General features: G+C 39.3%; 24 protein-coding genes. 7 read left to right on the forward strand and 17 right to left on the reverse strand.

Annotated elements, in window-relative coordinates:
• Positions 1 to 19: 19 nt before the first annotated feature.
• From ACVHUV_RS00090 to ACVHUV_RS00100, 3 genes are all read right to left on the reverse strand, one after another.
• Positions 20 to 1,582 (reverse strand): ABC transporter substrate-binding protein, encoded by a 1,563-nt coding sequence (locus ACVHUV_RS00090; RefSeq protein WP_462085678.1) that lies wholly within the window; start codon positions 1,580 to 1,582, stop codon positions 20 to 22.
• A gap of 32 nt (positions 1,583 to 1,614) precedes the next feature.
• Positions 1,615 to 2,931, reverse strand: a complete 1,317-nt coding sequence (locus ACVHUV_RS00095) for a CapA family protein (RefSeq protein ID WP_462085679.1) — start codon at positions 2,929 to 2,931, stop codon at positions 1,615 to 1,617.
• 236 nt (positions 2,932 to 3,167) lie between these two features.
• Positions 3,168 to 4,469, reverse strand: coding sequence for a hypothetical protein (locus tag ACVHUV_RS00100; protein ID WP_462085680.1), 1,302 nt, complete (start codon positions 4,467 to 4,469; stop codon positions 3,168 to 3,170).
• 506 nt (positions 4,470 to 4,975) lie between these two features.
• Here ACVHUV_RS00100 and ACVHUV_RS00105 point away from each other — a divergent pair.
• Positions 4,976 to 5,518: a hypothetical protein gene (locus ACVHUV_RS00105; protein WP_462085681.1), complete on the forward strand. Its 543-nt coding sequence runs from the start codon at positions 4,976 to 4,978 to the stop codon at positions 5,516 to 5,518.
• Between the two features lie 310 nt (positions 5,519 to 5,828).
• On the opposite strand, the gene ACVHUV_RS00110 is transcribed toward ACVHUV_RS00105, so the two are convergent.
• Both ACVHUV_RS00110 and ACVHUV_RS00115 read right to left on the reverse strand, forming a co-directional pair.
• Positions 5,829 to 6,461 (reverse strand): hypothetical protein, encoded by a 633-nt coding sequence (locus ACVHUV_RS00110; RefSeq protein WP_462085682.1) that lies wholly within the window; start codon positions 6,459 to 6,461, stop codon positions 5,829 to 5,831.
• Positions 6,462 to 6,974: 513 nt separating this feature from the next.
• Positions 6,975 to 8,123 (reverse strand): hypothetical protein, encoded by a 1,149-nt coding sequence (locus ACVHUV_RS00115; protein ID WP_462085683.1) that lies wholly within the window; start codon positions 8,121 to 8,123, stop codon positions 6,975 to 6,977.
• 599 nt (positions 8,124 to 8,722) lie between these two features.
• Between ACVHUV_RS00115 and ACVHUV_RS00120 the strand changes: the two genes are divergently transcribed.
• Entirely contained in the window at positions 8,723 to 9,499 is a 777-nt protein-coding gene (locus ACVHUV_RS00120) for a hypothetical protein (RefSeq protein ID WP_462085684.1), read from the forward strand.
• A 587-nt stretch (positions 9,500 to 10,086) separates the two neighbouring features.
• On the opposite strand, the gene ACVHUV_RS00125 is transcribed toward ACVHUV_RS00120, so the two are convergent.
• The 10 genes from ACVHUV_RS00125 to ACVHUV_RS00170 form a co-directional block, all read right to left on the reverse strand.
• Complete coding sequence (locus ACVHUV_RS00125) at positions 10,087 to 10,857, reverse strand: helix-turn-helix domain-containing protein (protein WP_462085685.1); 771 nt, start codon at positions 10,855 to 10,857, stop codon at positions 10,087 to 10,089.
• A gap of 22 nt (positions 10,858 to 10,879) precedes the next feature.
• Positions 10,880 to 11,695, reverse strand: coding sequence for a VOC family protein (locus tag ACVHUV_RS00130; protein ID WP_462085686.1), 816 nt, complete (start codon positions 11,693 to 11,695; stop codon positions 10,880 to 10,882).
• 220 nt (positions 11,696 to 11,915) lie between these two features.
• Positions 11,916 to 12,335: a VOC family protein gene (locus tag ACVHUV_RS00135; protein WP_371391468.1), complete on the reverse strand. Its 420-nt coding sequence runs from the start codon at positions 12,333 to 12,335 to the stop codon at positions 11,916 to 11,918.
• 37 nt (positions 12,336 to 12,372) lie between these two features.
• Positions 12,373 to 12,735 carry a VOC family protein gene (locus ACVHUV_RS00140; RefSeq protein WP_462085687.1) on the reverse strand — a complete coding sequence of 121 codons (363 nt, stop codon included), beginning with the start codon at positions 12,733 to 12,735 and terminating at the stop codon, positions 12,373 to 12,375.
• A gap of 56 nt (positions 12,736 to 12,791) precedes the next feature.
• Positions 12,792 to 13,442: an RNA polymerase sigma factor gene (locus tag ACVHUV_RS00145; protein ID WP_462085688.1), complete on the reverse strand. Its 651-nt coding sequence runs from the start codon at positions 13,440 to 13,442 to the stop codon at positions 12,792 to 12,794.
• A 371-nt stretch (positions 13,443 to 13,813) separates the two neighbouring features.
• Positions 13,814 to 14,308, reverse strand: coding sequence for a sigma-70 family RNA polymerase sigma factor (locus tag ACVHUV_RS00150; protein WP_462085689.1), 495 nt, complete (start codon positions 14,306 to 14,308; stop codon positions 13,814 to 13,816).
• A gap of 398 nt (positions 14,309 to 14,706) precedes the next feature.
• Positions 14,707 to 15,279 carry a competence protein ComK gene (locus ACVHUV_RS00155; RefSeq protein ID WP_462085690.1) on the reverse strand — a complete coding sequence of 191 codons (573 nt, stop codon included), beginning with the start codon at positions 15,277 to 15,279 and terminating at the stop codon, positions 14,707 to 14,709.
• 164 nt (positions 15,280 to 15,443) lie between these two features.
• Positions 15,444 to 16,484 carry a DNA sulfur modification protein DndB gene (locus ACVHUV_RS00160; protein ID WP_462085691.1) on the reverse strand — a complete coding sequence of 347 codons (1,041 nt, stop codon included), beginning with the start codon at positions 16,482 to 16,484 and terminating at the stop codon, positions 15,444 to 15,446.
• Entirely contained in the window at positions 16,485 to 17,576 is a 1,092-nt protein-coding gene (locus tag ACVHUV_RS00165) for a DNA sulfur modification protein DndB (protein ID WP_462085692.1), read from the reverse strand.
• Between the two features lie 440 nt (positions 17,577 to 18,016).
• Positions 18,017 to 19,051: an S-layer homology domain-containing protein gene (locus tag ACVHUV_RS00170; protein ID WP_371391475.1), complete on the reverse strand. Its 1,035-nt coding sequence runs from the start codon at positions 19,049 to 19,051 to the stop codon at positions 18,017 to 18,019.
• Positions 19,052 to 19,235: 184 nt separating this feature from the next.
• On the opposite strand from ACVHUV_RS00170, the gene ACVHUV_RS00175 reads away from it, so the two are divergent.
• Positions 19,236 to 20,045, forward strand: coding sequence for a hypothetical protein (locus ACVHUV_RS00175; RefSeq protein ID WP_462085693.1), 810 nt, complete (start codon positions 19,236 to 19,238; stop codon positions 20,043 to 20,045).
• Positions 20,046 to 20,112: 67 nt separating this feature from the next.
• Entirely contained in the window at positions 20,113 to 20,664 is a 552-nt protein-coding gene (locus tag ACVHUV_RS00180) for a DUF7686 domain-containing protein (protein ID WP_462085694.1), read from the forward strand.
• Between the two features lie 377 nt (positions 20,665 to 21,041).
• On the opposite strand, the gene ACVHUV_RS00185 is transcribed toward ACVHUV_RS00180, so the two are convergent.
• The gene (locus ACVHUV_RS00185; protein ID WP_462085695.1) at positions 21,042 to 22,016 is read right to left on the reverse strand and encodes an Rpn family recombination-promoting nuclease/putative transposase; all 975 of its coding nucleotides are present in this window, start codon (positions 22,014 to 22,016) and stop codon (positions 21,042 to 21,044) included.
• Positions 22,017 to 22,195: 179 nt separating this feature from the next.
• Positions 22,196 to 22,483: a hypothetical protein gene (locus ACVHUV_RS00190; RefSeq protein ID WP_462085696.1), complete on the reverse strand. Its 288-nt coding sequence runs from the start codon at positions 22,481 to 22,483 to the stop codon at positions 22,196 to 22,198.
• Positions 22,484 to 22,782: 299 nt separating this feature from the next.
• Here ACVHUV_RS00190 and ACVHUV_RS00195 point away from each other — a divergent pair, with 299 nt between their 5' ends.
• The 3 genes from ACVHUV_RS00195 to ACVHUV_RS00205 all read left to right on the forward strand — a co-directional run bounded on the left by ACVHUV_RS00195 (position 22,783) and on the right by ACVHUV_RS00205 (position 25,484).
• Positions 22,783 to 23,565 carry a plasmid pRiA4b ORF-3 family protein gene (locus tag ACVHUV_RS00195; protein ID WP_462085697.1) on the forward strand — a complete coding sequence of 261 codons (783 nt, stop codon included), beginning with the start codon at positions 22,783 to 22,785 and terminating at the stop codon, positions 23,563 to 23,565.
• A gap of 352 nt (positions 23,566 to 23,917) precedes the next feature.
• Positions 23,918 to 25,045 carry a hypothetical protein gene (locus ACVHUV_RS00200; RefSeq protein ID WP_462085698.1) on the forward strand — a complete coding sequence of 376 codons (1,128 nt, stop codon included), beginning with the start codon at positions 23,918 to 23,920 and terminating at the stop codon, positions 25,043 to 25,045.
• 19 nt (positions 25,046 to 25,064) lie between these two features.
• Positions 25,065 to 25,484: a hypothetical protein gene (locus ACVHUV_RS00205; protein WP_462085699.1), complete on the forward strand. Its 420-nt coding sequence runs from the start codon at positions 25,065 to 25,067 to the stop codon at positions 25,482 to 25,484.
• Positions 25,485 to 25,517: the final 33 nt, after the last annotated feature.

A 25,517-nucleotide genomic window follows, 5' to 3' on the forward strand; every position in this document is an offset into this window, starting at 1 on the left:
GTATAAACCGTCCTAATTGTTACTTTTTCTTTACTTCCCATAGAAGAGCATTATTAAAGACGATTAGATCATCCAGTTGGTCTGTCGCTGTGATGACAGATGCATAATGGCCGAAGAGTGTGTGAGGCACATAATCATCCCACATATATTGTTGCAATTCGCTCCAATTAGACAGTGCTGCTTCTTTTGAATCAGCTTGACGTATGTCACCTAGTAGCTCAGTTACCTTTGCATCATCTGTCCATCCTGGGAAGGTTGGGTTTACTACTAACAATTGGGAAGGCGTAGTAACATAGCCCGTACCAAGGATCATCATGTCCCAATTCTCAGGATTAGATCGCTTTTCTTGCAAAGTTGGCCAGTCATAAATCTCAAGCTTCGCATTGACACCCATCTTAGACAGTTGTTCTTTTAAAACGACGGACGCATTGTATTGGTGATCATAATCTCCTGTAGAGTAAAGGATGACTTCCTCATTGTTATAGCCTGCATCCTTTAACATTTGCTTCGCTTTCTCTGGATCATTTACACTATAGGCATCTTTTCCAGCGTCAGTAGCCCAGTCGATATTATCGGGACTGATATACCCTGGATCCAACCTAAATAATTGTTCGCTTCCCACTGCTGCCAACATAACAGCATGTGCATCTATTCCAGCATTAATAGCCCTGCGCATTTCTGGATTTGTCATAATACCTGATTTCTTGTTATACGCAACGTTAATAGTTCCGTTATCAAAGGAGGCAAACGTCTGTAACTGCTTCATTGCCTTTAATTGTTCATAGTTATCAAATGGCATATTGAGAGCTATATCATATTCTCCCGTTTGGACACCAGCCATCCGTGTGGAGGAATCTGTAACAATATGGAATTCTACACCATCTACATATACCGTTTTGCGTCCAGTTAGGCCGTCCGGTTCCCCTTCAGCTTCTTGGTATTCCTCAAACTTTTCCAATTTAATAAACTGGTCTTGTTTCCATTCCACGAATTTGAAAGGACCTGTTCCGATATACTCAGATACGCCGTCTTCACTTGCATTAGCAAGAATCTCCGCTGGCATGATTCCTGGAAATTGTCCTCTTCCCGCCATGATGTCAAGTACATCAGACGCTGCTTCCTGTAATTTTAATTCGACAGTATGCTCATCTTTCTTTTCAAAAGATGCACCCGCCAACAAAAGCTTCGCACGTGAAGATTTTTCTAACCATCTATTCATTGAAGCAACTACATCATCTGCCGTCATGTCATTCCCATTATGGAACTTCACACCTTGACGTAATTTGAATGTATAGATTAAGCCATCATCACTTTTGTCCACCGACTCCGCCAACATAGGAACCGCTTGCTGTTTACTATTTTGTGCAATAAGTGTCTCATAAATATTTGTAGCAACATTGATGGCATCTGAAGATGTCGTCAAATGGATATCGAGTGTTGGTGGCTGTGCGCTGATCGCAACTTTTAATACTCCACCCTTTCCTGAACCTGTCTCTGCTGCATCCTTTTTATCGTCATTGCTACATCCAACGAGCAATACAATAAATGAAAACATGAGTGCAATCCAACTACCTTTTTTCATATTCTTTCCTCCATCACATTATTTTTGAGTACTCATACTTGCACAGCCATTGATGATTGCAAAGACACTTCTCCAACTCCGTCAACAATTGCTATTTCAGTTCCATACGGTTTGGACAAGATTGATAGCCTCTCTAGAATTTTTGCATTGTCAGTTAGCATAGGCCAACCACGCTGGAACCTCTTCTTTCCAAAACCAAGCTCGACAGGATATAGTTTAAGATCAGTCAATTCTCCATTTTTCATTTTCCAGATGGGTAATACCGTCTCCCAAATAAGAGGGTTAACGCCAAAACCTATTGTATTCTCCTTGCTTCTCGCATCTAACCCATCCGCAACAGTATGGTGATGTGCCAAGCCATATGTCTGGTAAAAATCTTGTGGAAGATGTGTCACTGTATCATTTTGGAAAATAAAGTTGCCTAAGCTATAAAAAATGGGTCTATTCTTATACACTTCAATGCCCCTAAGAATATGTGGTCCATGACCAACAATCATATGAGCACCTTCATCAATACATCTTCTAGCGAATGTCTCGATAAATTTAGCTGGCTTCTCCTTGTCCTCTCCCTCCATTTCATGTGCATGGATACTAACAAAAACATAATCTGCTTGGCGTTTCGCTTCATGAATTGATCGAATTGTACGTTCTAAATCTTGAAGTAGCGGATAGGTAACTTTACCGGGTCTATCCGACACCTTGAACAAATGCCCTCCAAAAGAGTATATTCCATCGGTTCTCTCTGACTTAAAGCCTTCTTTAACGCTTAAATTATGTGTGGCATTGATCGCTGTGGAACATGCAATTGTCTGCAAGAGCGAGAGTTGTTCTCTCGTTACATGATGGATTGTTTCATAACGTAATGGGTTAACACCTGGCCTTCCCACCATATCCGGACGCTGTTCCCCTGCCGCCCCACTTTCATGAAACGTTGATGTAAGCGCTATCAACGCTATGCGCGCTTGTCCGATTTCCAAATATCTCGGCTCTGAAGCACTGGCAAGGTTTCCTCCAGCACCTCCATGAACGAATTCCTGGTCATTCAAATGCCTCTCAGTTGCAAGAAGCCCCGGAATTGAATAATCAAGCGTATGATTATTTGCCCAAGCAATTAAGTTAAAGCCATATCTTTTAATGTCCTGTAAAACTGCCGGTACTGCTTTCGCCCACGTTCCCCCACTTACTGCTGCTGGTATTCCCTCATCCCGATGAATCGTTACCTCCAAATTTGTAAAACAGACATCTGCACTTTTAATGAGTGCAGAAAGATCATTTACCCCCGCATGATCTTTCGGTAGTCGTCTAGTAATGAATGAATCTCCCGTTGCAGTGAAAATGACTTCTTCCAAACTTCTTCCCCCTTTTCCGTTTGAAAATCTTGTCGTTGAATAGGCAATTCTACATTAGAGGATATGAAAACCAATTAGATATTGAATGGTAAATGTTATTAACGGAAATATCCTTTAATGTTCCGTTAATAATAATTCGTTATTAATTATTTGTCAATACAATCTATTAAATATATTAAAATAATGCGAACTATATAGACTTTTTAGCCTAATAGCTCGCATTACTTTTAACTTATTTAGTTTGACTCAACAAATCCTAAACGATATACCTTCCTAGGTCTCCCTCTTTGACCTGATTGTTCTTCTCCCGTAATCTCTACTACTCCGACGGCTTCGAGCTCACTTAGAATCCGACGGGCATTACGTTCTGTGCTATTGATCCAAGTTGCCAGTTCATTTGAAGTGATTTCCGTTTTTTTATAATGCAACGCCATCGAATGAATCCGATTAAATGCAGCAGGACTAATGTTTGCCTTTTCAAGCTGCTCTCCCCATTCGTCATAGCTTGACCGCCTGTCATAAATAATTTTAGAATTTTTTTCCTCTATTTCAGAAACTTTTTTGTTTTCATCGACTGTTATGACCCACCCGGTATCCTTGCTTCGAGCATACTGAATAGCTAGTCTAGAATTCTGCTCAGCTTCCAAAGACGTTATACCATAACCGATGCCAATTTTTATTTTAAATTTACTACGAATACCAACTTGATTGACCAAAGTAAAAAGGGCATCATTTTGTACTTGTAACTCAACCTCTCCTCTAGTTGTATAGATAAAATATCTGCTATCACCGATTTCCACGAAAGAACCATTAACACTTTCAGCATATTGAAGTAATAATCGCTTCAATTCAAGTTCACGGTACTTAACCCGGTAAGAAAACTGTTCATCGATAGAAGAAGGCAATACTTCAATACCAGTTATAGCAATTTGCGCTTTCCGATACCATTGCGATACACCTCGTTGCTTTAAGTATTGAATGATTAAGCGGATGGAGGTCTCATCAGCTGATACACGATAGCAAGGAATCCCCTTTTCTTTAAGAATATTGTAAACGTTCTTTATACATGTAACAGCTACTTCCACTTTCCCAGCTCTATAAAGATTCACATGAAAGTCTACGATTTGTTCCACCGGTAAATACCCTGAATAAGGAAACGTATATAGCTCCATTGATGTCAATGCTTTTTCTAGTTCACTTTCGGTCTCTTTAATCGTATCCAAGCTAATACTTTTAAAGAGCCGTTGCTCTTGCAGTTGCGCCTGCAACAATGTTTTGTAAACGCTGTTACTATTCAGTTGTGCATAACTTCCTTCTTCGGGTTTAATAACGCCACGGTTGACAGCAAGAAAGTAAGGGGATTGTCCCGCAAAAAACCACTGATCTACTAGCGAACGATTTTCAGGAATGATATCGATCACCTCTTCAATTGTTTCGTACGGAAAAGGGAGCATACTGATTTCAGTAAACTCTTTTACCACTCTTTCAATTATCTCCATTGAGTCATAAGCCCCAACAACACCTAGCCGAATTTTCACCTCAAAAACCTCCTGCCACATTGTCTCCCGTTACGTTCGCATAAGAAACATAAGTAATTCAGTTTATCACTATCCCACTATTCTTTCAAATCAGTTGATTTTAGTGATTTTCCCACTAACACTAACGTAGTAGCTTTCTATATATCTAAAAGATTTACACTGGTTTTCTCCCGTCATCGGTACCCGCGCAGGAAACAATCACGTTAACTCACCCAATTCGAATGAATATACAATTAATCATTCAAAACACCCCAACTACAACTTTCAGCATTCATTTATATACAATTGTAGTGAATTGACTGAAATCACTCACGCAAAGGCACTCAAAAAATAAAAAAGCATGTTTCCAGGACAATCATCATATCTATTAACCATAGGAATATGGTGGCTGTGCTAAACATTTACGTGCATTCAACTACTTAAATGTGACATTCGTGATGTAACGTGAATTGCCATGCCACAGGTACCAATTTCTATCGTATGAATATGAATGGAGCTGATGATAGTTGGAAACACCGAACAAGAAAAATTCAACTAGTGGGGATCAATCAATTGGAGTGCAATTGGAGTTTGCTGTACTTGCCGTAATAGCAAGTCATCCGAAAGCCCATTGTAACGAAGGTGTGCGGTTAGATGACATTCTTCCACTGTTAGAAGGTATTAAAGAGAATTGGGAAAATCGAAAAGACGGGGGAAGAAAATTTAAAGAAACTGTAGCTTGGACCTTATCAAACCTATACGAAGAAAATTCTATCGGTAAAGTGCCTGAGAGTAGAAATTTCTTGTGGATTGCTCGTTCCGAACCCGCATTACTTGAGAGAGTGACTAAGTTAAATGATTGTTTAGCGCTTGATTTGGAATTCGGATTTGATGGGCTAGCCTACAAAAGGGAAGAAAAAATTGCTCAAATCCTCAATCATACAGCTGACATTGAAGTCTTAAGCAAAAGCCGAGACGGTAATGGTGAGTTAAAAGAGCGCATTATTTTAACTACCGAATTCACGACGCTATTGGCTAAACTAGCGGTTGAACATAACATTTACGAGTAACTGAATATTTTTGACGGTGCCTGTTGCAAGAGACTTTCACGGTACTTCACTCGGCACAAGCACTCGCCTTTTAAACAAGCATATATCTAGCGCCCCCTTAACAGGTGGCGCTATTGTTGTCAGTGTCTGTGACGGTGCCGTGTCAATAAAATTAATGATAATTCAAGCAATTTATATGGACTTGTAAGAAAAAATTACATACCTATCAACTACAGCATTTAGATTTTATGTATATGCAAGTGTAGTAAATTGACTGAATCTAACCATACACAGGTACCAATTTTAAACATTCCAACCGTTAGTTTGTATGTTATCGCCTACTGAACATACTTATGAACGCCATTGTCTTTGCTGAATTAGCTTCGTGATAAGTAGCCTCTTGAATCTGTTGAATAGTGTTTAACTGATTTATGTACTGTTGGTTTTGACGATCTTGTTCAAATAAATTTATACATTCTTTAAGCGTATCAGCTCGTTTATTTAAAAGATAAGTCTCGAAAGAATTGATTGCAAATGGATAACAATAGTTCATCGGCATACCACTATCCTGAAGAAACCCAATTAACTCCTCTTCTTGAATTAATATTTCTCTTATTCTAACGGAATGAAGATCACTTTTCTTTTTAAGTTGAATATCTATTATTTTATCTTCAATAAATAAATATAATTTATAGGTTGCGTAGAATAAGCCAGGGACTACAAAAATTGATAGCAATAGTCCTAATACCTCAAAAGTCATAAATACTAGACTTAAAAGTAACCCAACAGGCATTGAGATAATATAGAAGATAAAAAACCCGAAAATAAATTTTAATAATTTAGGAATTTTTCTAACGTCAACATATGGTGTGTTGTACTTCCTAAACTCCTCTCGAATGCTGAGTAATTGCAATGATGGTTCTTTCACCTTCATTAATAAGGTCTTCAGTTCAAAATCAGTCAAATTTATCCCCCTCTAGAAATGAGTTATTTATGTATATAGTATCACAACTACTCAAGCGGTCATAGAACAAAATATCTATAATTTCCATTATTGTTTTCTCGCTATTTAATCCATTAACACTATTAAACGTATAACTAAATTAGATTATATAGTCCTAACTAAACACTCTTTATTAAATTTCCACGATATACAAAGTTACCAGGATCATTTTTGTTTTGACGGTGCCTGTGTCAGAAACATTCATGTTAATTCAACCAATTTGTATAGATATCCAAGAAAAAATTACAAACCTTACAAACACAATATTTTAATTTTATGTATATACAATTGTAGTGAATTATCTGAATCCAACCACACACAGGCAACTGGCACTAAGTTGATTGAAATGGCATAGTATCATAGCTATTTGAATCGATTTCAGGAAAAGACTCATCCGTCCAAATTGAGTCTTTATAGGATTTCCCTTTATGTGCAACCCTTTTTAAAAGCTCCAAACAGGCATATAAACAATGACTAAAAACCTTCCGCCTCATCAAAATCATTTGATTGATTAATACTCATCTCTACAATGTTACTTTCAGGATTTTCCGTATCTGTGGCTAACGTAATCGTGAGATCTCCCAAATGATAGGTCCAAACATAATAAGGGCCATCCATTTCCATTATTCCTCCATCATCTGGAAAGCCAAGCACCTTTTCGTAATCTCGTATATTTTTCTTAATTGACGGTGAAATAACGATTGCGACGATTTCATCCGTGCTATCGTTGCTGCAGAAGAAGAAATCTTCAATTTGTGCGCAAATACCGCCCAGGTAATAATCCTCAAGTGTAATAGAATCTTGATAACGCGCTTTTGCTTCCTCATAGTTTTCAGCGATTTTTACGGGATAGGATGTAATTGCGTTGTTCCCTATCAATTCCATGAAAGGCTCTTTATACAAGTCAGAGGTGTTGTACATATACAAACGTTTTGTATCACTGACGAGCCAATTTCGCCCACTTGGCCTAAAGGCGTATGCCTTCCCTTGATCGCTAAATCGTAAGGAATTTGATGCATTGTCAATGCTAATCTCTGTATCGCCATCTGCAAAATGGCTTGCAGTTCGTATGACTTTGTTGTCTTCGCTTGATAAACGATATAAGTCGATCTTATACCACACCCTACCAGCGCCGGGAATAAGTTTCTTGACAGCAAGTGCCTCCTGGCTATCGTCAAAGAGTAGCTTACCTACGGCTTCCAATTTCACTAGATTGTCGGCTGTTACGTCAACTTGTTGCTCTACGCTCCATTCCCTTTTTTCAATATCAAAGTGGCCGATAATGAAACCAAAAAATGTATCGACATGGCTATTCCCTTGCCCTTTCACCTCATAAAGTAGCACGACTTCTGGAATTCCATCTCCTTTAAAATCCACAAGTAGTGGCTGCTCATACTCAGCATCTTTAATCATCTCTAAGCCACTCATATTACTCTCTTGATAGAACGCAAGCCATTCTTCATCAGTTTTCGGCAACTCAATGACTGGTTCAGTTTTTTCCAACTCAGCTTCATCGTTTTTCTCTTTCCTATCTCCGTCATCTGTCTGATGCGATTGATTTGCATTGCATGCAAAAAGAAGCAGTGAACAAACGCCTATTAAAACAAATCCAAGTTTTTTCAATAAAATTTCCTCCAAAATTAAATTCGTTCGACTTATCATGAAAATAAGTAGATGCAAATAAATATTTTGTACTGTAATCGATAGGTACTGTGAATGACAATCGAATACCTTTACTAGCAGCTGACTAGCAAATTTCTCTAGTAACAAATCTTATTGCTCCTAGAGAAAATACGCTCTACTTCTAACTATCGGTAAAAATCATTATTATTCAAGCATTTACGAATAATTGTACCTATGTAATGAAATAAGCATTTTGTTGCATATCAAGAAATGTCTGCAGGTACATCGACAATATTTGAAATAATGCTTGTTTGTTTGTTACGTCTTCCAAGATTTACGGTATAACGTATAGCCTTACACAATAAGCTAAATACAAAATACACAGGAAAACTGGGGGAAGGTCAAATGTCTTTTTATCAAAATATTTTTCATTACTATCGGGGACAGACCAGGAAGGAATCAGAAGAGACGAAGATGTTGCAAATTGAAAATAATGCGACGAAAGCGTTCTTAAATGTACTGCAACATTCAGCTCCAAGGTTAACTACCAACTTTCTACAATGGATGAACGTTCATGCTACTGAGGATCTTTTGAGTATATGTATCAGCTTTCAAGTGAACTTCACCGCAAGACTCCCCAAGCAATTGTCGTTGGCATTGCTGAAACGAAAAAGGTCATGAATCAACCTCAAGACAAAAAGTATTATATTCCGGATGGAGCGATACTCTCGAACGAAGCGTCCATTTTACTGGAGACAAAGATTGGACTTGGATCATACTTGGAATTCAACCAGCTGGAGGGACATAAACAAAGGTTTGCGGTTAACCAAATCGTCAACGAAACAATCCTGCTAACATGGGAAGAAATTAGACAATATTTTAGAGAACAGCATGCGTTTTTTAAGAATATGAATGATCAAGTAACGTGTTTTTTGCTCGAACAATTTGAGGAGTTTTGTGTCATTAACTGTATTGGAGGAGAAAAAACAACGCAATATTTCTTCTTGCAATTTGAAAAAATAAAAGCACAACAGATGGCAAGAAAAATCCATCAGTATATATGGTGCGAGGCAGGCTATAACGATGTGGAAGATGCGGGGACAAAAGATAGAATTGGTTATAAACGTACTGGTAAAAACAAATTTGCGACCTTATCAGTAACACGGCAAAGGCACCTCATTCTCCATATTGGAAACAAAGCGCAACAGTTGGGGCTGAGTAATCAAGTGGAAATAGATCAAGTCTTAGGAAGGCAGTTTGTCAGACCTCCTCATGACGATGAACGCTATCCTCATGAAACCTATGTAAGATTGGAATGGGTTGATGACTTCGAACAAATTAGACCCTTCATTGACTTAGCTTATAAGTCAAAGTGAATGCACATGGGCGCACTTTGTGTTCATCCATTGTAGCAACTTGTCAGCCGGGAGAATTCTTCAGTATGCTCGTGATTTAACTGAATTCATCATGACACAGGCACCCGTTTTCAACGCACAGGTGCCTTTCTCAGTTTTATAACTAGCATACAGTTTCTCGACTTCTTTATACGCAAGGATGTTTCGGTCAATCTTTGTAGTAAAGTGAGCGGTCCTTACCATGGAATTGCGTAGGATTGTCGATTTAAGCGGGTGATTTTTTAAGCCAAGCCTTGCAAGCGCTCCGATATTACGTTCTGCCTCCATCACTAATTCAAGAATTTCATAAATCGAACTCTGCTTTGTTCGATTGGCTCACCGCCCGCCCCGCGGAACGCGCCCGACTGAAGCGCAAATCAACTGTATTGGGCTTTTTCTATTCAAGTCCCCGAAAAAAGCTTAAAACAGGAATGCTCCTCTACCATTTATAATAACTACATATTTCTACAAATAAATATTCCTGCCACTTTAATCATATTGCTCCTTTATTCAAAAATATAAAAAATGGGTGTTGAACTTTTCAGAGCAACACTCCATTATTTGAAGAGTCAAGAAGGATTTAAAAGTGGTATCATGTACCTAAAAGTACTTTCATCTGGTGACTCAAACTTTTCTAACTTTACACCTTTTGTTCTAAAACCAAATCGGTGCACTAGCCTCATAAAATTAAAACACATAAAGGGATCGTACACATTACACTCCATTGTAGCGTAAAGCGTTGGCTCTAGTTGCTCTATATACATATTACCCGCCTTGTCACACAAGTTGGATGGATACTCTTTATTCAGGATGAATCCAACCTCGCCAACCATTGAATTCCCTTTAGATTTTAATGTCCTTATAAAAATGCCTGGTCTAACTCCTAGTCCCAATTTTTTAATCTTCTCTAATTCTGAGGTCATCACAGACTGAAAAGGGTTTATTTCTCTTGGCACTTCATGCCTAAACCATATGAAAAGTACGGGGTCGTCCCATTTAACTAAATTGATATGTTGCTCTTTAGCAGTCACACCACTTAAATATTGTTTTGCGATTTTTAGAGTAGATATCTTTGAATCTACCTCATGGTTCCAATTTGAAATTAATCGTTCCTTCTCTTTCTCGCTTGAATACATATACTGGTAAATGTCTTCAATGCTAATACCAGACAAACGAAGTGAATGAATAATCAATGCGTGTGATACTTGATCGTCTGTATAGATCCTGTAGCCGTTCTCTAAACGTTGTTTGGGTTCTAACAATTTTTTTTGATCATAGAAACGAAGAGTACTTGGTGGCAGGCCAGTTCGCTCAGAAAATTCATTGATTTTCATACCCATTTCTCTCCACTCCCTTTTGCTGTTATGCAGGATAAGACCAAACATTTATGCGGTTTCCATCTAAATCAAAGAAATGAAAACCCGCCCAGCCATTATGGGGATTACCAGCAACTTCGGATGGATTCAAACCATTTTTCTTAAGTTGGTTGTAGGTTTCATGAAATAACTCTGGTCTAACGTCAAAGTAATTCCGAACAGAAGGGTTTGCTTTTTCGAAATTTATACCTTCAATCTTTTCCAACCATATATTGTCGTAAAACACTTGAGACAGCTGCATCCAATCATATGCATCCTCTACTTGTAAGTGGGCATAATTGTCATTTTGTTTTACTACTTCAACCCCAAGATTCTCACGATACCAAGCGACAGCTTTATTGATATCTTTTACACCTATTCTTACATTAACATCGCCAAAACCTGTTACTCTAGCTTCAGGGAATTGCCCTTCCAAAGATCTATTGTGTACCGCTGTAATCCTTGCGTTATCAAAAGAATGGATATCAAAACTAACTTGTCCAGTAGGTAAGGTAACCATATTTGAAATCTTGATTCCCTCCTTTTCAAAATAGGAAAGGGCATCCTCAAGATTCGTCACTTCAAATCCTACTCTTGTATGTCCTTCAAAATCACCTTCAGATTTAAAATGTTCAAATTCCCCTTCAAAGGACTTCAATGTCACCACACCTAATCTAGGCATTTTGAGGAAAGCCTTTTTTCCGACAGGTGTAACAACACTGTCTAAACAAGTCCATCCCATATGCTTGGTATACCATTCAATCCCCTCTTCAAATTTGTCCCAAGATACCATGATAAATCCGCCGTCCCAACGGAAAGTCATCTGCTCCATCCCCTTTTTGTTAATAGTTTTGGTATGTTCTACCAAATTCATTCTAAAGGTTCGAGTTAGTCGAAGGTCAAGTACAATTTCACATGTTTTTTAAAATAGGTAAATACTATTGATTGAAACCCCAATTTATTCAATTGCCTTCTCTATAGTGAAACAATTCAGCAAGAAGAGCGTTAATTCGATAGGAATTAACGCTCTAACACCAATTTTCTTATTGATTTATTCCACGCAGTTCCTTAAAGGATGGACTTAGTTCGCTCCATACGTCAAACAAATTTCCATCTAAATCATAAAAAACAAAATTGTTCCCAGCATGTCCACGGTCTTCAATTACACCGACACGGACTCCCTGTGCTTCAAGGGCATTATAGAATTCGATTAAACGTTTAAATCCATCCACTTCGAAAGTCATTGTAAAATGTTCCTTCCCGTGGACATCTGAAAATCTCGCAATCTCTCCTGAACTAGCTCTTACAAGGAAGAAGCTCTGATCTGCAAAATCTAAAATTGCCTTATCTTCATTTCGAAAATTTTCAACTGCACCAAGTTTTTCTTGATACCATTTTGACGACTTTTCAGGATCTGATACAGGTAAGTATGTAGTCCCTACTCTGTGAATAAATGTACTCATTATATACACCCCTAGATTAAGTTCTTTAAAATTCCTCTTAGAAAGTTACAATGCCCAAACCATTTCCATCAAGATCGTACAGATCAAAAAAGCGCATACCGTCTCCTCCGTGAATTTCGCTTACTCTGTAATTATGTTTGGATAAATAATTATGGTATCCGTCAACATCATCACAATAAAAGTTGAATGCAATGTGATTCCGTTCAGGCATTTTCTCAACTTTATAAAGGGTTAAAGCTGTTTTAGTCCCCCCGTCATCGCTAAAACGAAAACCTACATATTGTCCATCGTTGCTTCGGTAGACCACTTTAAAGGGGAAAGTGTTCAAATACCAATTTTCCGAACTTTCCAGATTGGTAACAGGAACAAATACAGCATCTATCCTTTTAACCGATTTCATTAAATCACCTCCTACTTAAATAACGGATGAAAAACAAAAAAAGATACGGCCACTCTTTAAATTTTTTCTTTAACCCAAAAACGGTTATTATCCGGGTCTAACAATTCAAATATAAAATGGTCATCTGATTTATTGATCTTTATTCCTCTGGAAACTAAAAGATGGTATGTAGATACAACACATTTGAAATCATTTCGTTTCAGACCATTCAACATTCGATTCAGAAGGTTTAGAGAAGGTTCTTCATTGGTCCGTTGCGAATTTTCTAAGTTTTGTAGATTATTTCTTCCTCTACTAATCGCTGCCTTTACTCCACCTAGAGTCATGTCCAGCATCTTTGCAATCTCATTTGACGTAAACCCAAAATATTCTTTAAGCAATAGAGTAGCAGCTTGTTTAAACGGTAAAAGAGAAATTAAAATTTCAACGGATTCTAACAGACTATAATCAACAGTACCCAACTCAACTTCGTTGTTAATTCCTATGATTTCACGCTTTGTTTTCCTAATTGTGTCGTACCACTGATTCGTTGCAGTCTTAAAAATATATCCTTTAGGATTTGGATGTACAGAAAGACTCGATTGATTAGTCAATAGTTTTAATAAAGTATCCTGGAATAGGTCTTCTCCATCCCAAGGTGTACCCGCTAACATATAGCAGTACTTTTTAAGTTCAGGTAAAAATGGTTCGAAATTATATTCTGTCATTAATTTAATGCTCCTTCTTCAAAAAGGGCGAAACCCATTCAAGGTAAATTAATCTGTCCAAATCAATACTCCCCCTTTTAACAATTATAACCGTTTATTACCAATTTAAAAATAAGATTTGGCTATAAAATTTGTGACGGTGCCTGTGCCAGAAACATTCATGTTAATTCAACTAATTCGAATGATTATGCAAGAAAAAATTACAAACCTATCCACTACTACATTTTGATTTTATGTATATGCAATTGTAGTGAATTGACTGAATTTAACCTTACACAGGCACCAAAAAAATTCAACCTTACACAGGCACCAAAAAAGCAGAACCCTGGACCATTCCCAAGCTTCTGCCCCTTTCTCATACTCCACGTTCCTTATTCAGACCCTCCCTCCATCACCCCACGCATTTTCTCCAACAACCGTTGCCGCCTCTTCTTCACACCTGCTACAGAAATGCCTAATCGTTTGGCACAATTCGCCTGTGTATCCCGCTCAACAAACAACCAGTTCAGCAACTGCTTCTCTTCCTCGGTCAGCTGCTCAACAGCCTGGCTTAGACGATCAACCCACCTTTCTTCTTCAGATACTCCCTCTTCAATCCAAAACGTCAGCTTTTCATTTTCCGCCGGCATGAATCGCTCCTCCGATCGATTTTCCTTCATCATCTCATCCATCATTGCGCCACGAATGGACCGGTAGGCGTAAGGTGTGAAATTCCCCTTCTCCTTATCAAACTTTCGCCACGCCTGCCACAGTGCCACCCTCCCCGTTTGCCTGTATTGTTCATGTTCACGATAAATGTTCAATTGCCGGATATTCGCGGTAATCATTGGCTCATATTGTGCCAACACGTCTTCAAAATTCAACACTTGCTTGACCTTTCCAATCGTGCACGATTCAACTATTCCTAGGTGGCTTCATCATAAGGTGCATTTGAAAGGAAAACCAATTCCAGTTTGGAGCAGTTACGCTAGTAGGAATAGGTGAACGGCTCGTGCATACTACACGTTTGGTCGCACAATAGAACTTGAATCCAAGTATTTTCTTTGTGTCGCGGCCTATTCATTCGTCCCACTCTTTACATACACATTTCTATAGAACAGCATTGTACGCAGCTTTACTTTTTACGACTCGTTTCGTTCGTAGAAATTCTCCAAAACAAGGTTCATCAAGATTCCCACTCCAACTACAGCAAAAAAAGAGACGCCACGTAATCAATCATCGTGGCGTCTCTTCGTTCTTCAAATTTTTATCAAACCGCTTGGCTTTAACGATTCATGTATTCCTCCGATTCTACTTGTTGGAAAGTATAGTTCAACTGTCCGCTATGTTTACTGACTTCGTATGTTGTACGTTGTTCACGTATTTGTTCCGTTGCTCTAGCAGTCCGTGTTTCAATCTCATAACGAAGTGTGCATGTACGTTGAATCTTCTCATCTAGCGATTTCTTGCTAATAGGAACAATGATAAAGCTTCCCCCGCTCAGCCATACCTGTGTCTCTGTTTTATCGATCGCCTCGTAACTAATTATGTTGTGTAAGGCAAGCCATATACAAACGGGCTTTGCTGGAGAGATGACCGGAAACCAATAGTGTCCAAGTGTCTCATTCACCATAATCGGCATTTTTTTAATTTTGCCAAGTATCGATTGGGCACCATCTCTTGCTCCACGCAAGCTGGCGCCATAGTATAGTAGCGTTGCGTTCAAGATTTCTTCCTGCTTTTCCTCTACCAACAACATACCATTCCTGGTGAGCACTTTTGTAAACTGTCTTCCGTTCCTAAATTCCGGTATTAATGCTAGCGCATCTTCATCTAAACGATACTTCTTCAGCTCCATATACGTCTCATCCCCCAATTTCTAATTTTGTTTCTTACTTTTTTGAAGTGAAAAGAGTATACTAACCAATAGGTTGGTTTTCTCCAATCTACTTCTCAGGTGAGATCTTCATGTCTGCCCGACAAACTCTCACCTGGGATGTCTTACGTTATAAATTCCCCAACTCACTCACCCCCTTTGTGCTGCAGCCAATCAATCAAAGCCCTTCGATTGCTATTGCTAGGATCTAAGTAAAAATATGCTTCTCTACCTTTGAAGTCTCCCTCAAAACGCGTCCAAACGTCTTGGTCCCTCTCCCAATTGATCGCTGATAGATTCCGCATTCGACGCTGCACCGTCTTCATTTGATCTTCGAATGCTAGCTCTCCAATGGAATCGACTGCATAACTTGCAACTGCATAGAGTAATGGAAAGTTCGCAAGCATCGATTCATGGAAGTTTCCAATCGTCTTTACCGGGTACAGCATGAACAATTCCTCCAACCAACTGTTGACAAGTTCAATATAGTTTTCCTCTTTACTAATACTATCCACATCTCTTTTCGTCTTTTGTCCGGTTTCAATTTCCTCTATGAACAGTTCAACAATTCTCCGAAGTTGAGCGAGTGACATCAGGTTTTTGTTTGCTGGACGCATAACTGCATTCTTTTCTTGTTCCACACCAGCTTCTTTTAATTGTCCATTCGCGTTCAATAAGCTGTTTGTGACGACGTTAATCTGATCCCTGGAGTCATACGCAATCCGTTTGGACAACCCAACTTTCTTCCCCTTCCGATTATGATCAATGTACAATTGGTTGACTTCCTCGATTGACAACCCTTCAAATATCTGAAAGGGTACTTCAATTTTATCGAGCACTTGACGCAGATTAATTGCCTCGCTATATTCCACGTCGTTGACACTGGACATCCCTTTCAGAATATACGTCTCTAGTTGTAAAAATGCTTTCAGTCGATGGTTTCCGTCAATTACCACAAGTCGCGACGGCTTCCCTTCAAGCTCACCTTCCTGACAACTCGCAACCAAAGGAGGCAAGTAAATATCACCTGTTGCATAATTCTCGGTAATGTACGAACGCAATTTCCGTACATTTTCTTTCCTTGTCGTCCGAGTTTCAAGCCGCCCCTCATTTTCCATCTCCAACAGTTCAGGGATTGAATACGTGAACAGTGCTTGTTTTGCATTGAAAACGCTTTCGATTATCACTTAATTGGCCTCCTCGCTATCAATTGTAGTGATCAAGCTAAGTGCTGTTCTTTTGACAGCTGTAACGCCAGAATGTCCTGTTATCCGCTTTCCTTCAGCATCATACATATGGGCAAATAGCGGGTCGTCGTGCTTCCAGGAACAAATCTTTTTTAAACAATCAAGCTTCCGAAGGGCTTCAGTATAGTCCTTCTTCTCTTGCCTCACATAATGAAAGACCGTAAATGCAAGTGCTATTTGGATGCCACTAATTCCTGAGACGTATTTCTTCCGATTAGCTGCTTGCTTCGGAAAAATCTGTTGCAACTTCTTAAAAAACTGAATTGCTATTTCTTCCATGTCGTTTTCTCGCTCCGGGAGGATTAAATCACCAGACATAATGGTCAACTTCCCTTCAAAAAGCGCGACAAGGCATTTTCGCATAATGGTCAAAGAAGTGAGTGCAGGATTGCCGAGCATGAGACGGGATAGTTCCAGTTCAATTTCCATCACATCTTTCAATTGTTCCGCCACATTCCGGGTCAATCCAATGTATTCATCACGCTGATCATACTTCATGACGATGCCCTGATGGATTTCCCGCCGCTCTGAATTCAAATCCGAGAACATTTGCCTCTCTTCTTTTTGAGATAAATCCAAATAAATTTGAAGCGCGACCGGATAGTTTTCTATTTGCTTGAGCTGCCTTGCAGTTCTTTCTGCCTCTTTGTACTTGCCCATTTCCTCCAGTTTGATCTTGCTATTCTCCAGTACATTCACAGCAGCAGCCATAGCCGAACACCTGTGCTGTCCATCTGAGATATACAAAGTCGTACCTGGCTCAAGTTCAAATTCTCCATTTACCTCTCGTAGCATCCCCCTTGCAGAGAAGATGAACGGTGAAAAATAGAAGTATTCATTCGTATCGAGACTTCGTAGGATGAAATCACGAATTTCAGCTCGACGCCTCGGGTCTAATTTCCGTTGCACTTCATGGTCTACTTGGAATATAGCACGCAATGTCCCAAATCGCAGTTGTGTCACCAGAATTTCTTTTTCAAACTGTCTATAGATGGTTCCCTTAAATCTAACAGTAGTTCCTGCTATCGTCATTTTTTTCCACCAACCCCCGTTATTTCAAACTGACTCTATCATACCTACTAATTCTAGGCTTGTCTATTAAATTCAGTTTTTTCCGAACTTTAATCTGTTTACTTGTAGATCTTGTACCCGGTGGATCTTGGTTCTTTACTGTTAATAAAGGAAATACTATATTAGTAAGTTTATAAAAATCTGTCATTTCACAAGGTACTTCAAGTACGTTTACCAACCCTCGCCCCAAAAGTTCTCTTCGAGTAAGTGAGGAGCTTACAAACCAATAAAAAGGCCTCCCGCAGAAGCAGAAGGCCTTACACAACTTTAACTAGCTACTTAATTGTATACACAATCATACTTGAATTCTTGACGGTACTTGCACCAGAAACTTTCACGTTAATTTAGTAAAATCGAGTGGATATGCATGAAAACAACCTGGCACAGGCACCTATTCTCCGTTAGAACGGAACAATATCACGGTAAATTAGCTGTACAGCTGTATGGGTTTTATCTTTTTTGAGAGAGAGCAATACCGAATATGTCCCCTTATTCCAGTATGTAGCAACACTTGTCTCTTTAATGGGTTGTACGATATCTGGAGTTCCTAATTCTTTTTCTGCCCTACCATGAATAATTGCATGTAAATACATCATTTCATTCCAAGACAGGTTGTATTTCTTTCCTGGATCGAGATCATACACAATCGAGGTTAATTTCCCGTCAATAAAGGAATACGTCAGGTGGGCATTATACTTAAATTTTTCTACTTCATAAATCAGTGAAGTTTTGTTTCCATCAACCACTTTGTTAAGCAATTTTGCAGTTTCAGCTTTTTCAACCTGACTTGGACTCATCGTAAAGTTAATGCCGGGAATTACATAGGTGCCTATTCCAATGTCGGGATATTTTTGCATGGCCCTTGCAATAAATGCCGAAATCTGACCTCTTGTTAATGGATCATTTGGACGAAAAGTCTTATCAGAATAACCGGTTGTAATGTTTGCCTTTACAATTTTTTTAATCGCTGAGTAAGAAGCGGTCTTAGGGTTAACATCTTTAAATTCCAAAGGTGACTCTACACTTAGCTTGAATGCTCTTGCAATGAAAATAGCCATTTGCCCTCTCGTTACAGCTTCATTAGGTCTAAATGTTCCATCTGAATACCCTTGAATGATTCCTGACTGAACAGCAGAATTGATATACCCGGAGAACTCGGAACTTTTTGGGACGTCTTTAAAAGGTGTAGTAACCTTGTCCCCGTTCAATCCTAATGCTCTTGAAATCATAACTGCTACTTCTACGCGGTTAACATGTTCATTTACACCAAAGGGTCCCGATGAGGAAATAACGCCTTTAGTCAATAAAAAACTAATTTCTTTTGAAAAAACGTGATTTGCAGGAACGTCATTAAAGACATTTGCCGCTGCTTGTTTATTGCCGAACATCGGAAACACCAAGAACATTACGAGTAACGCAATCATTAATTTCTTCAAGTCTTATCTCCTACTTTCTCTAGTACTACTATAATAGTACATTATAGACAAGAAAAAGGATAGATTGGAAAAACTAAGTATCTAATTATTTTGACGATACGTTTGCAAGAAACATTAAAATTTTCCCAACCATGTATCCCTTTTGACCATACCCCTCTATATAGAGAGTAAAGGGGGTATTCACATGACACACTACTTAGCGCAATACACGAAATTCGATTCGATTGAAGAAATGGATGCGGCGGCTGAACGGCATATGAAGCGCAACTGGGACGAGCTGACGAAATCGGATCGGCAAGTGTTCGATAGCATCCGTCGTTATTCGGTCAAATATGGCGCAGCACACTTAAAGCACGGCACGATCGAGGACGCAATCGGCAAATCGAACACAACGGTTAGGCGGGCGATTCGTAAACTGACAGCGCTCGGCATCATCGAAAAAGTGCCCTTCATCCGCCCTGTGATGAGCGGGCTTGGCGCAAATATTTACATCATTTTGCCGTTTGATGACCAGGGGGGAATGAACGACCGGGACACAGTGGACAAACCGCATGACTGCAAGGAAAACGAGGAACTTTCGACAGATGAAGCCCTTCTTCCTAAATCTTCTTTAACCCATAAAGTTCTTAAGAACACGTCTCTGCTCGAACCGTCTACGTTATCCACAAGTCTGTTCAGTAGAATGAAAGAATTGCTTTCAAACACAATCGGAGACACGAAACTAGCCCGTGAATTTTTCGGCATCCACAAATCCGTATCAACGCGTATGTTGAAATTTGACATCTATCAGCATGACCACAAGATTTTCGAGGAGCTGGCCTACCGTGCACTCATGATTACCGTCATGGCCACGAAGAAAAAAGCGATCCGTAACTTGCCCGGCTATTTCAAAGGCGTGCTGAATCAGTTGGTGGAGGAAAAGTATTTTGAGGAGATGTTTATGCTGTTTGATAAACCAGTTGTGTATGACTTGCCGATGAATGTACGGGGATGAAGGATTTTTGACGGTCTCTTAACAAACGCTTTGTGCTAAAATGAAACTAAAAAACGGAGTGACTTGAATGAAATGTACAATTTGTGGAAACAGCCCGTCGTGCGTACAGTTTAATGGGCAGCCATTTTGTATGGATTGCTATAATGCTATGATGGCGAAGGAGTTTGGAGTGGACCTTCCAACGCTACCTAAAACATTTTCGATGGACGATGTGAATGGGGTTCAACGTATTTTCGAAGTTGAACGCCAAGTCATGAGCACCGCAATTGTCTTAACAGCTCGCGAACGATGGGAGCACGGCTATGAATTTGCAGTGGATGGAGAGCTACAGGCCGATCAACATGCATTGTTCGACCGACTCAAAGAAAAGACCAAACATGGCCTGTCGGAGACTTATGTAGAAACCGTTCAGTTTCCAAACGGCAGGCCATACACTTCTGTCAAAGGCAATCAGTTGAAAGGCGTGCTTTCGTATCATGAAACCGACAGCGAAGGACCGCTCGTTATCATTGACGGCAAACCCTTTACATGGATTGAAGTCGGTCATCTTTTGCAAGCATTTGAAGGCTTTCAAGTGAAGATTGATATGAAGGATATAACGGATGCGTGGGACGAATGAAGTCATTAGGTATTCGATTAAGACAATTTGTATGGATATGCAATCAAAATATACAAACACCTCAACTACAACATTCAATTATTATGAATTTTAGTTTGTAGCCGATTAACTGAATTTAACCTTACACTGGTACCCCAAAAATAATTCTTTAGGTTCGCAAAAAAGTCCCGAATTAAAATTACAACAAACTTATCCAATTGAGCGGAGTGAAAAAGATGTAGGCATTCTTAATTGTCGGGGAAGCGTTTTCCTTATTGTATAGCTCCATTAGCTCCGTCTCCTCTCGAATGATCGGCCGTATGAAAAAAGCCAGGTTCTAGAACAAATTCAAGTTCTAAAACAACCTGGCTCTCCTAGACTACACAAGGATACAACTTTCACTGCAACATTTCCCTCATTTTCTCAATTTCCTCTTTTTCCAAGTGCGTCACTTCTGCTATTAAATCCGTTGGCATTCTCTTTCTTAACATTTCAACGACCACTTTTTTCACGCCTTGTTTCAAGCCTTGTTCCAAGCCCTGCTGAACACCCTTTTCCCATTCCAGATCAAAGGCATTCTTAATTGTCGGGGAAGCGTTTTCTTTATTGTATAGCTCCATTAGCTCCGTCTCCTCTCGAATGATTGGCCGAATTTCGTTTGATAGCTGTTTCGTATAGGCTTCTGGCAATTGTAACAAGTAGTCGATAAAATGAAAAACGGCTTGCACGGCGGTGCGGGAGTACTTTTGATTTTTGATCAGCTCACGCATCAGCTTACTTTTGAACAGATAGCGTTGATGGGCTTCATCTTTTGTCTGATGTAAAACTTTTGCGGCTAATACAATCTTACTAAAAATATTCTCGGAATGTTCCAATTCATCATTAGAATATGCTTCCGTTTGGTAATTTCGATAGGAATAGTTCAACTCAGTCCCTAAATAATTGTACGCAAAACGTGTTGGAATGGTATTTTTGTAAGGTGATGTGTGAACAGCGATGGCAACAATCTTTTCTTGATAGCGATCGTAGATGCGATAGAAGTAGCGGAACATTCGTTCAGGAAAGTCAGATTCATTCTTGCTTTGTACTTCGATATGGATAAGAATCCATTGGTCTTGACCATTTTTCAGTCGGACTTTCGCCAATCGATCTGCAAATCGCCGACCTTTTTTCTCGTCTGCAATCTCCTGAAACAGTTCCTTGTCCAAAAAATCAGTGTGCTGTTGAAAGTCAATCTGTGCGTGTAATTCCGGTGAAAAAAACAATACAAAATCCTCGAATAAGTCACCAAGTACTTTCTTCCATAAACCATCTTGATCCGACGAGCCGCCGTCATAAGTCACTACTTCTTCTCTGACCCATGCCACCGCCATTTTTAACACACCCCCATCTGTATTGGACAGTGCCTATGCCAGAAACATTCATGTTAATCCCATCAATTCGTATGAATATGCACTCAATAAAAACAAACACACCAACTACAGCGAATGAGTTTTATGTATATGCTATTGTAGGGAATTAACTGAATTTAACCATGCACAGGCACTCGGTTTTAAGTAAGCGACTGACGCGAGAATTGTTTTGCGTGAATCATTTTCCATGCGAAGTTATCCACCCGAGCATGTCGTGGCACGTATTTGTAATGCACTTCTTGAATGCTCTCGTCACGGCCATGTGCAACTAAATCGGAAGTGATGTAAACAACCCCTTCGTACTTATTCATCTGCGTTCTCTTTTCATTTGTTACAACCGTAATCAGATCTGTCGCTTGTGCACGTAGATTTTCAATCAACGTTTCCGTTTCTGGATAATCTCCCCAAATAATCGCATTCGTGTACATTTCCATATCCCCTTTGATGTTTATTTGCATTCTCATCCCATTATACCACTACTAAAGTAAAATGGAACTATATTGTATAATTTTTTAGAATAAAATAAAAATTATAGTCTACTCTTGCGGATTTCTATGTCACAACTTCACCAAATACGTTTTAGGAACATGTAATTATAGCGAATGAACTGCATTCATCCATGCACTTGATTTTTATATTCCGCCACGCTTGCCCCAGTTCCCGCTCCAATTCGAACTCCCCACTGCACTCTATTTCATGCTAAACTAACAAAAAAGGAGGCCGTTCAATGATAAACGAACTTGTACGCGCGATGCTGATAACCATTCAAAATTCAAATGAGTATAAACTCTTCTCTGCGGAAGACAAAAAAAGGATGAAAGAAATCATGGACTTCGTCGGCGGAGATGAAGTGGACATCATGCTTGAAGGGATGATGGATATGGATGCACCTAACCAGCATTATCAGCTGAAAGTGGCACTGAAGGGAGCCAAACCGCCAATCTGGAGGCGCATTATCATTCCAGGCTATTACACATTTGAGGAACTCCATTTTGTGATCCAAGAGGCGATGGGGTGGGAAGATTATCATCTATACAGCTTTGAATGCGGCGATCTCATCATCGATTCGCAACCGGAGGAAGATGATCCCTTTGGCGGACTTATCGCCATGAGGCCTAAACTGGATGCGACCGATACTATGGTAGCGGAGCTTTTATTGAAAGAAGGCGATAAATGTCACTATACGTATGACTTCGGAGATAATTGGGAGCATACCGTCGCACTCGAGAAAATCCTTCCGTCGGATGTAGAACGCCAATTGCCGGTCTGCCTAATGGGGAAAAGAGCCTGCCCTCCCGAAGATTGTGGCGGCATCCACGGGTACAAATCAATGCTTGCCACATTGGAAGGACCTGATACGGATGAAAAAGCACATCTGCTAGAATGGCTTGGTACAGAAAAGTTCGATCCTGAAGCATTTGACATCGACATGGTGAATACCGAGCTACGTCGACTTGGATCCGAATTAGAAGAGAATTTGCAAGAAGATATGAAAGGCTTCTTGCTTTAATGATTTTTTGTCGGTGCCTGTGCCGCAAACATTAAAAAGGGAAATAGTACGCTATTTTCAGACGCAGAAAAAACGCCTTGAACGCTGATATAACAACGTTTAGGCGTTTTTAAGTGTCAAAGATCATGACCGTGCATGTGCCATAAACATTCACGTTAATTCAACCAGTTCGTATGGATATACATGAAATCATGTAAAACACATCACCTACAACATTCTGAATTTATGTATATGCAATTGTAGTGAATTGACTGAATACAACCTTGCACAGGCACCCTATTTACTATCCCCTAGGTCGAAAGAAACATGGTAATATAGAACTGAATACGAAGTACGGCCCGGGGGAAGAAGTGTGAGTTTAGAAGAACTAAGAAAAAAGAGGACGGCGTTAAGTAAGGATACTGACATCACATTAAATAACATCACTACAATTGCTGAAGAATCTAATCGAGTGGCATGTGTGGCGAATCAAGCAGATAAACATTTGCGAGAATTAACGTTTGAATTTGAGCATCAAACCGGGTTAAATGGTCTAGACTTAAAATTTTTGTTCTTTGCTACTGCCCTTCAATGTGCTAGACAATATTTGTTGACTCCATTTCAAGAACGTTTAAATGACAAAGATGCAGCAAAAAAAGTGAAGAGCAATCATCCGAAAGAAACGAGTAATCGGATGCATCAATGGTACTGGCCAACTATTGAAGAAATCCAATCAAATCCTGTCCCATATGATGCGATCTATGGTTCAAAAGATTTTAATTTAGGCTTTAGCGGGCATAACCATCGCCATAAAACACTTGGGCATGATCCTTTGCTTGGATGGATTTTTGGTCTTTCCAATATTGTAACCAGCACACTTACTACATGGGATTTTCAATCGTTTCATGTTAAAACTGGCCTAACAGCTAATGCACATCGACGGGATAAAATTAGCAATAGAGCAGATACCTTGAAAGTCCTATCCTATACCAAAGATCGCTTTCTTGAAGATGGGGTAGAAGGAAAAAAAGCTTTAGAAATTGCTTTATTTAAACATGCTAGCCACTTAAAATCTGATCAGTATTCAACTGCAGGGTTACCGATACCAGCTATTAGTACTTTTTCCCCTCAGTTATCACAAAAACTAGCTGAATATGGGATAGATATGGGCAACGTCGCAACAGTAGGTAAACAAACGTCCCTGTCGATTTTGATTAACACTTTGATTGCCACTATACATGGCTTGTATTATGACCCAACCAAGTATTCGTCGTGGTCACAATACGAAGTAAAAACAAGGAAAATACTAAGCTATTCGAATCTAATTGCTTCTAGTAGCAACCTCATCTATGTAGGGCTAAGTAGAGATGTTAAAAAACTAGATATTGGTGGTCTTGCCGTCACATTTTACCGATTGATCTCTGATATTGACTTTATCCAACAAGTGAAAGATGAGTTTGTATTTGGCGGCTTCAACGAACTTATTCGAGGGAAAATCTAACATTTAGGAGTGAGCTACTGTGGGTTTTAAACGATTTATGAAGAAAAATTTTGTTCCATTTTATAATACAAGAGACATGATAGATAAGGTCCAGACATACGGTTTGGTTGATGGCATTAAAGAAAAAATACGTGAAGACTTTTTAGAAGATACCCCTGTAACTAGCCATATATATAATGCTGGCAAACATGAAGGCAAGATAGATGGTTATAAAAAAGCCTCTAGAGAATATGAGGAAAAGTTGCTCGCTCAAGCAAATGCTTTTCTTAACCAAAAGGAAATATTTGAAGGGCATAAGCAAGAATATGAACAACTTCTTCAAGAATACGAAAACTATATTGATGAAATGAATGCAAAAGAGCATCTAACTAGTGAAGAACAAGATAACCTTTTACAAATCATTAGCATGGAACGAAAATTAACAAAGTTGGTAGTGTAGCGATTCCCTTTGGAGGCTGCATATTGTGACGGT

The sequence above is a fragment of the Sporosarcina saromensis genome, assembly GCF_054901285.1.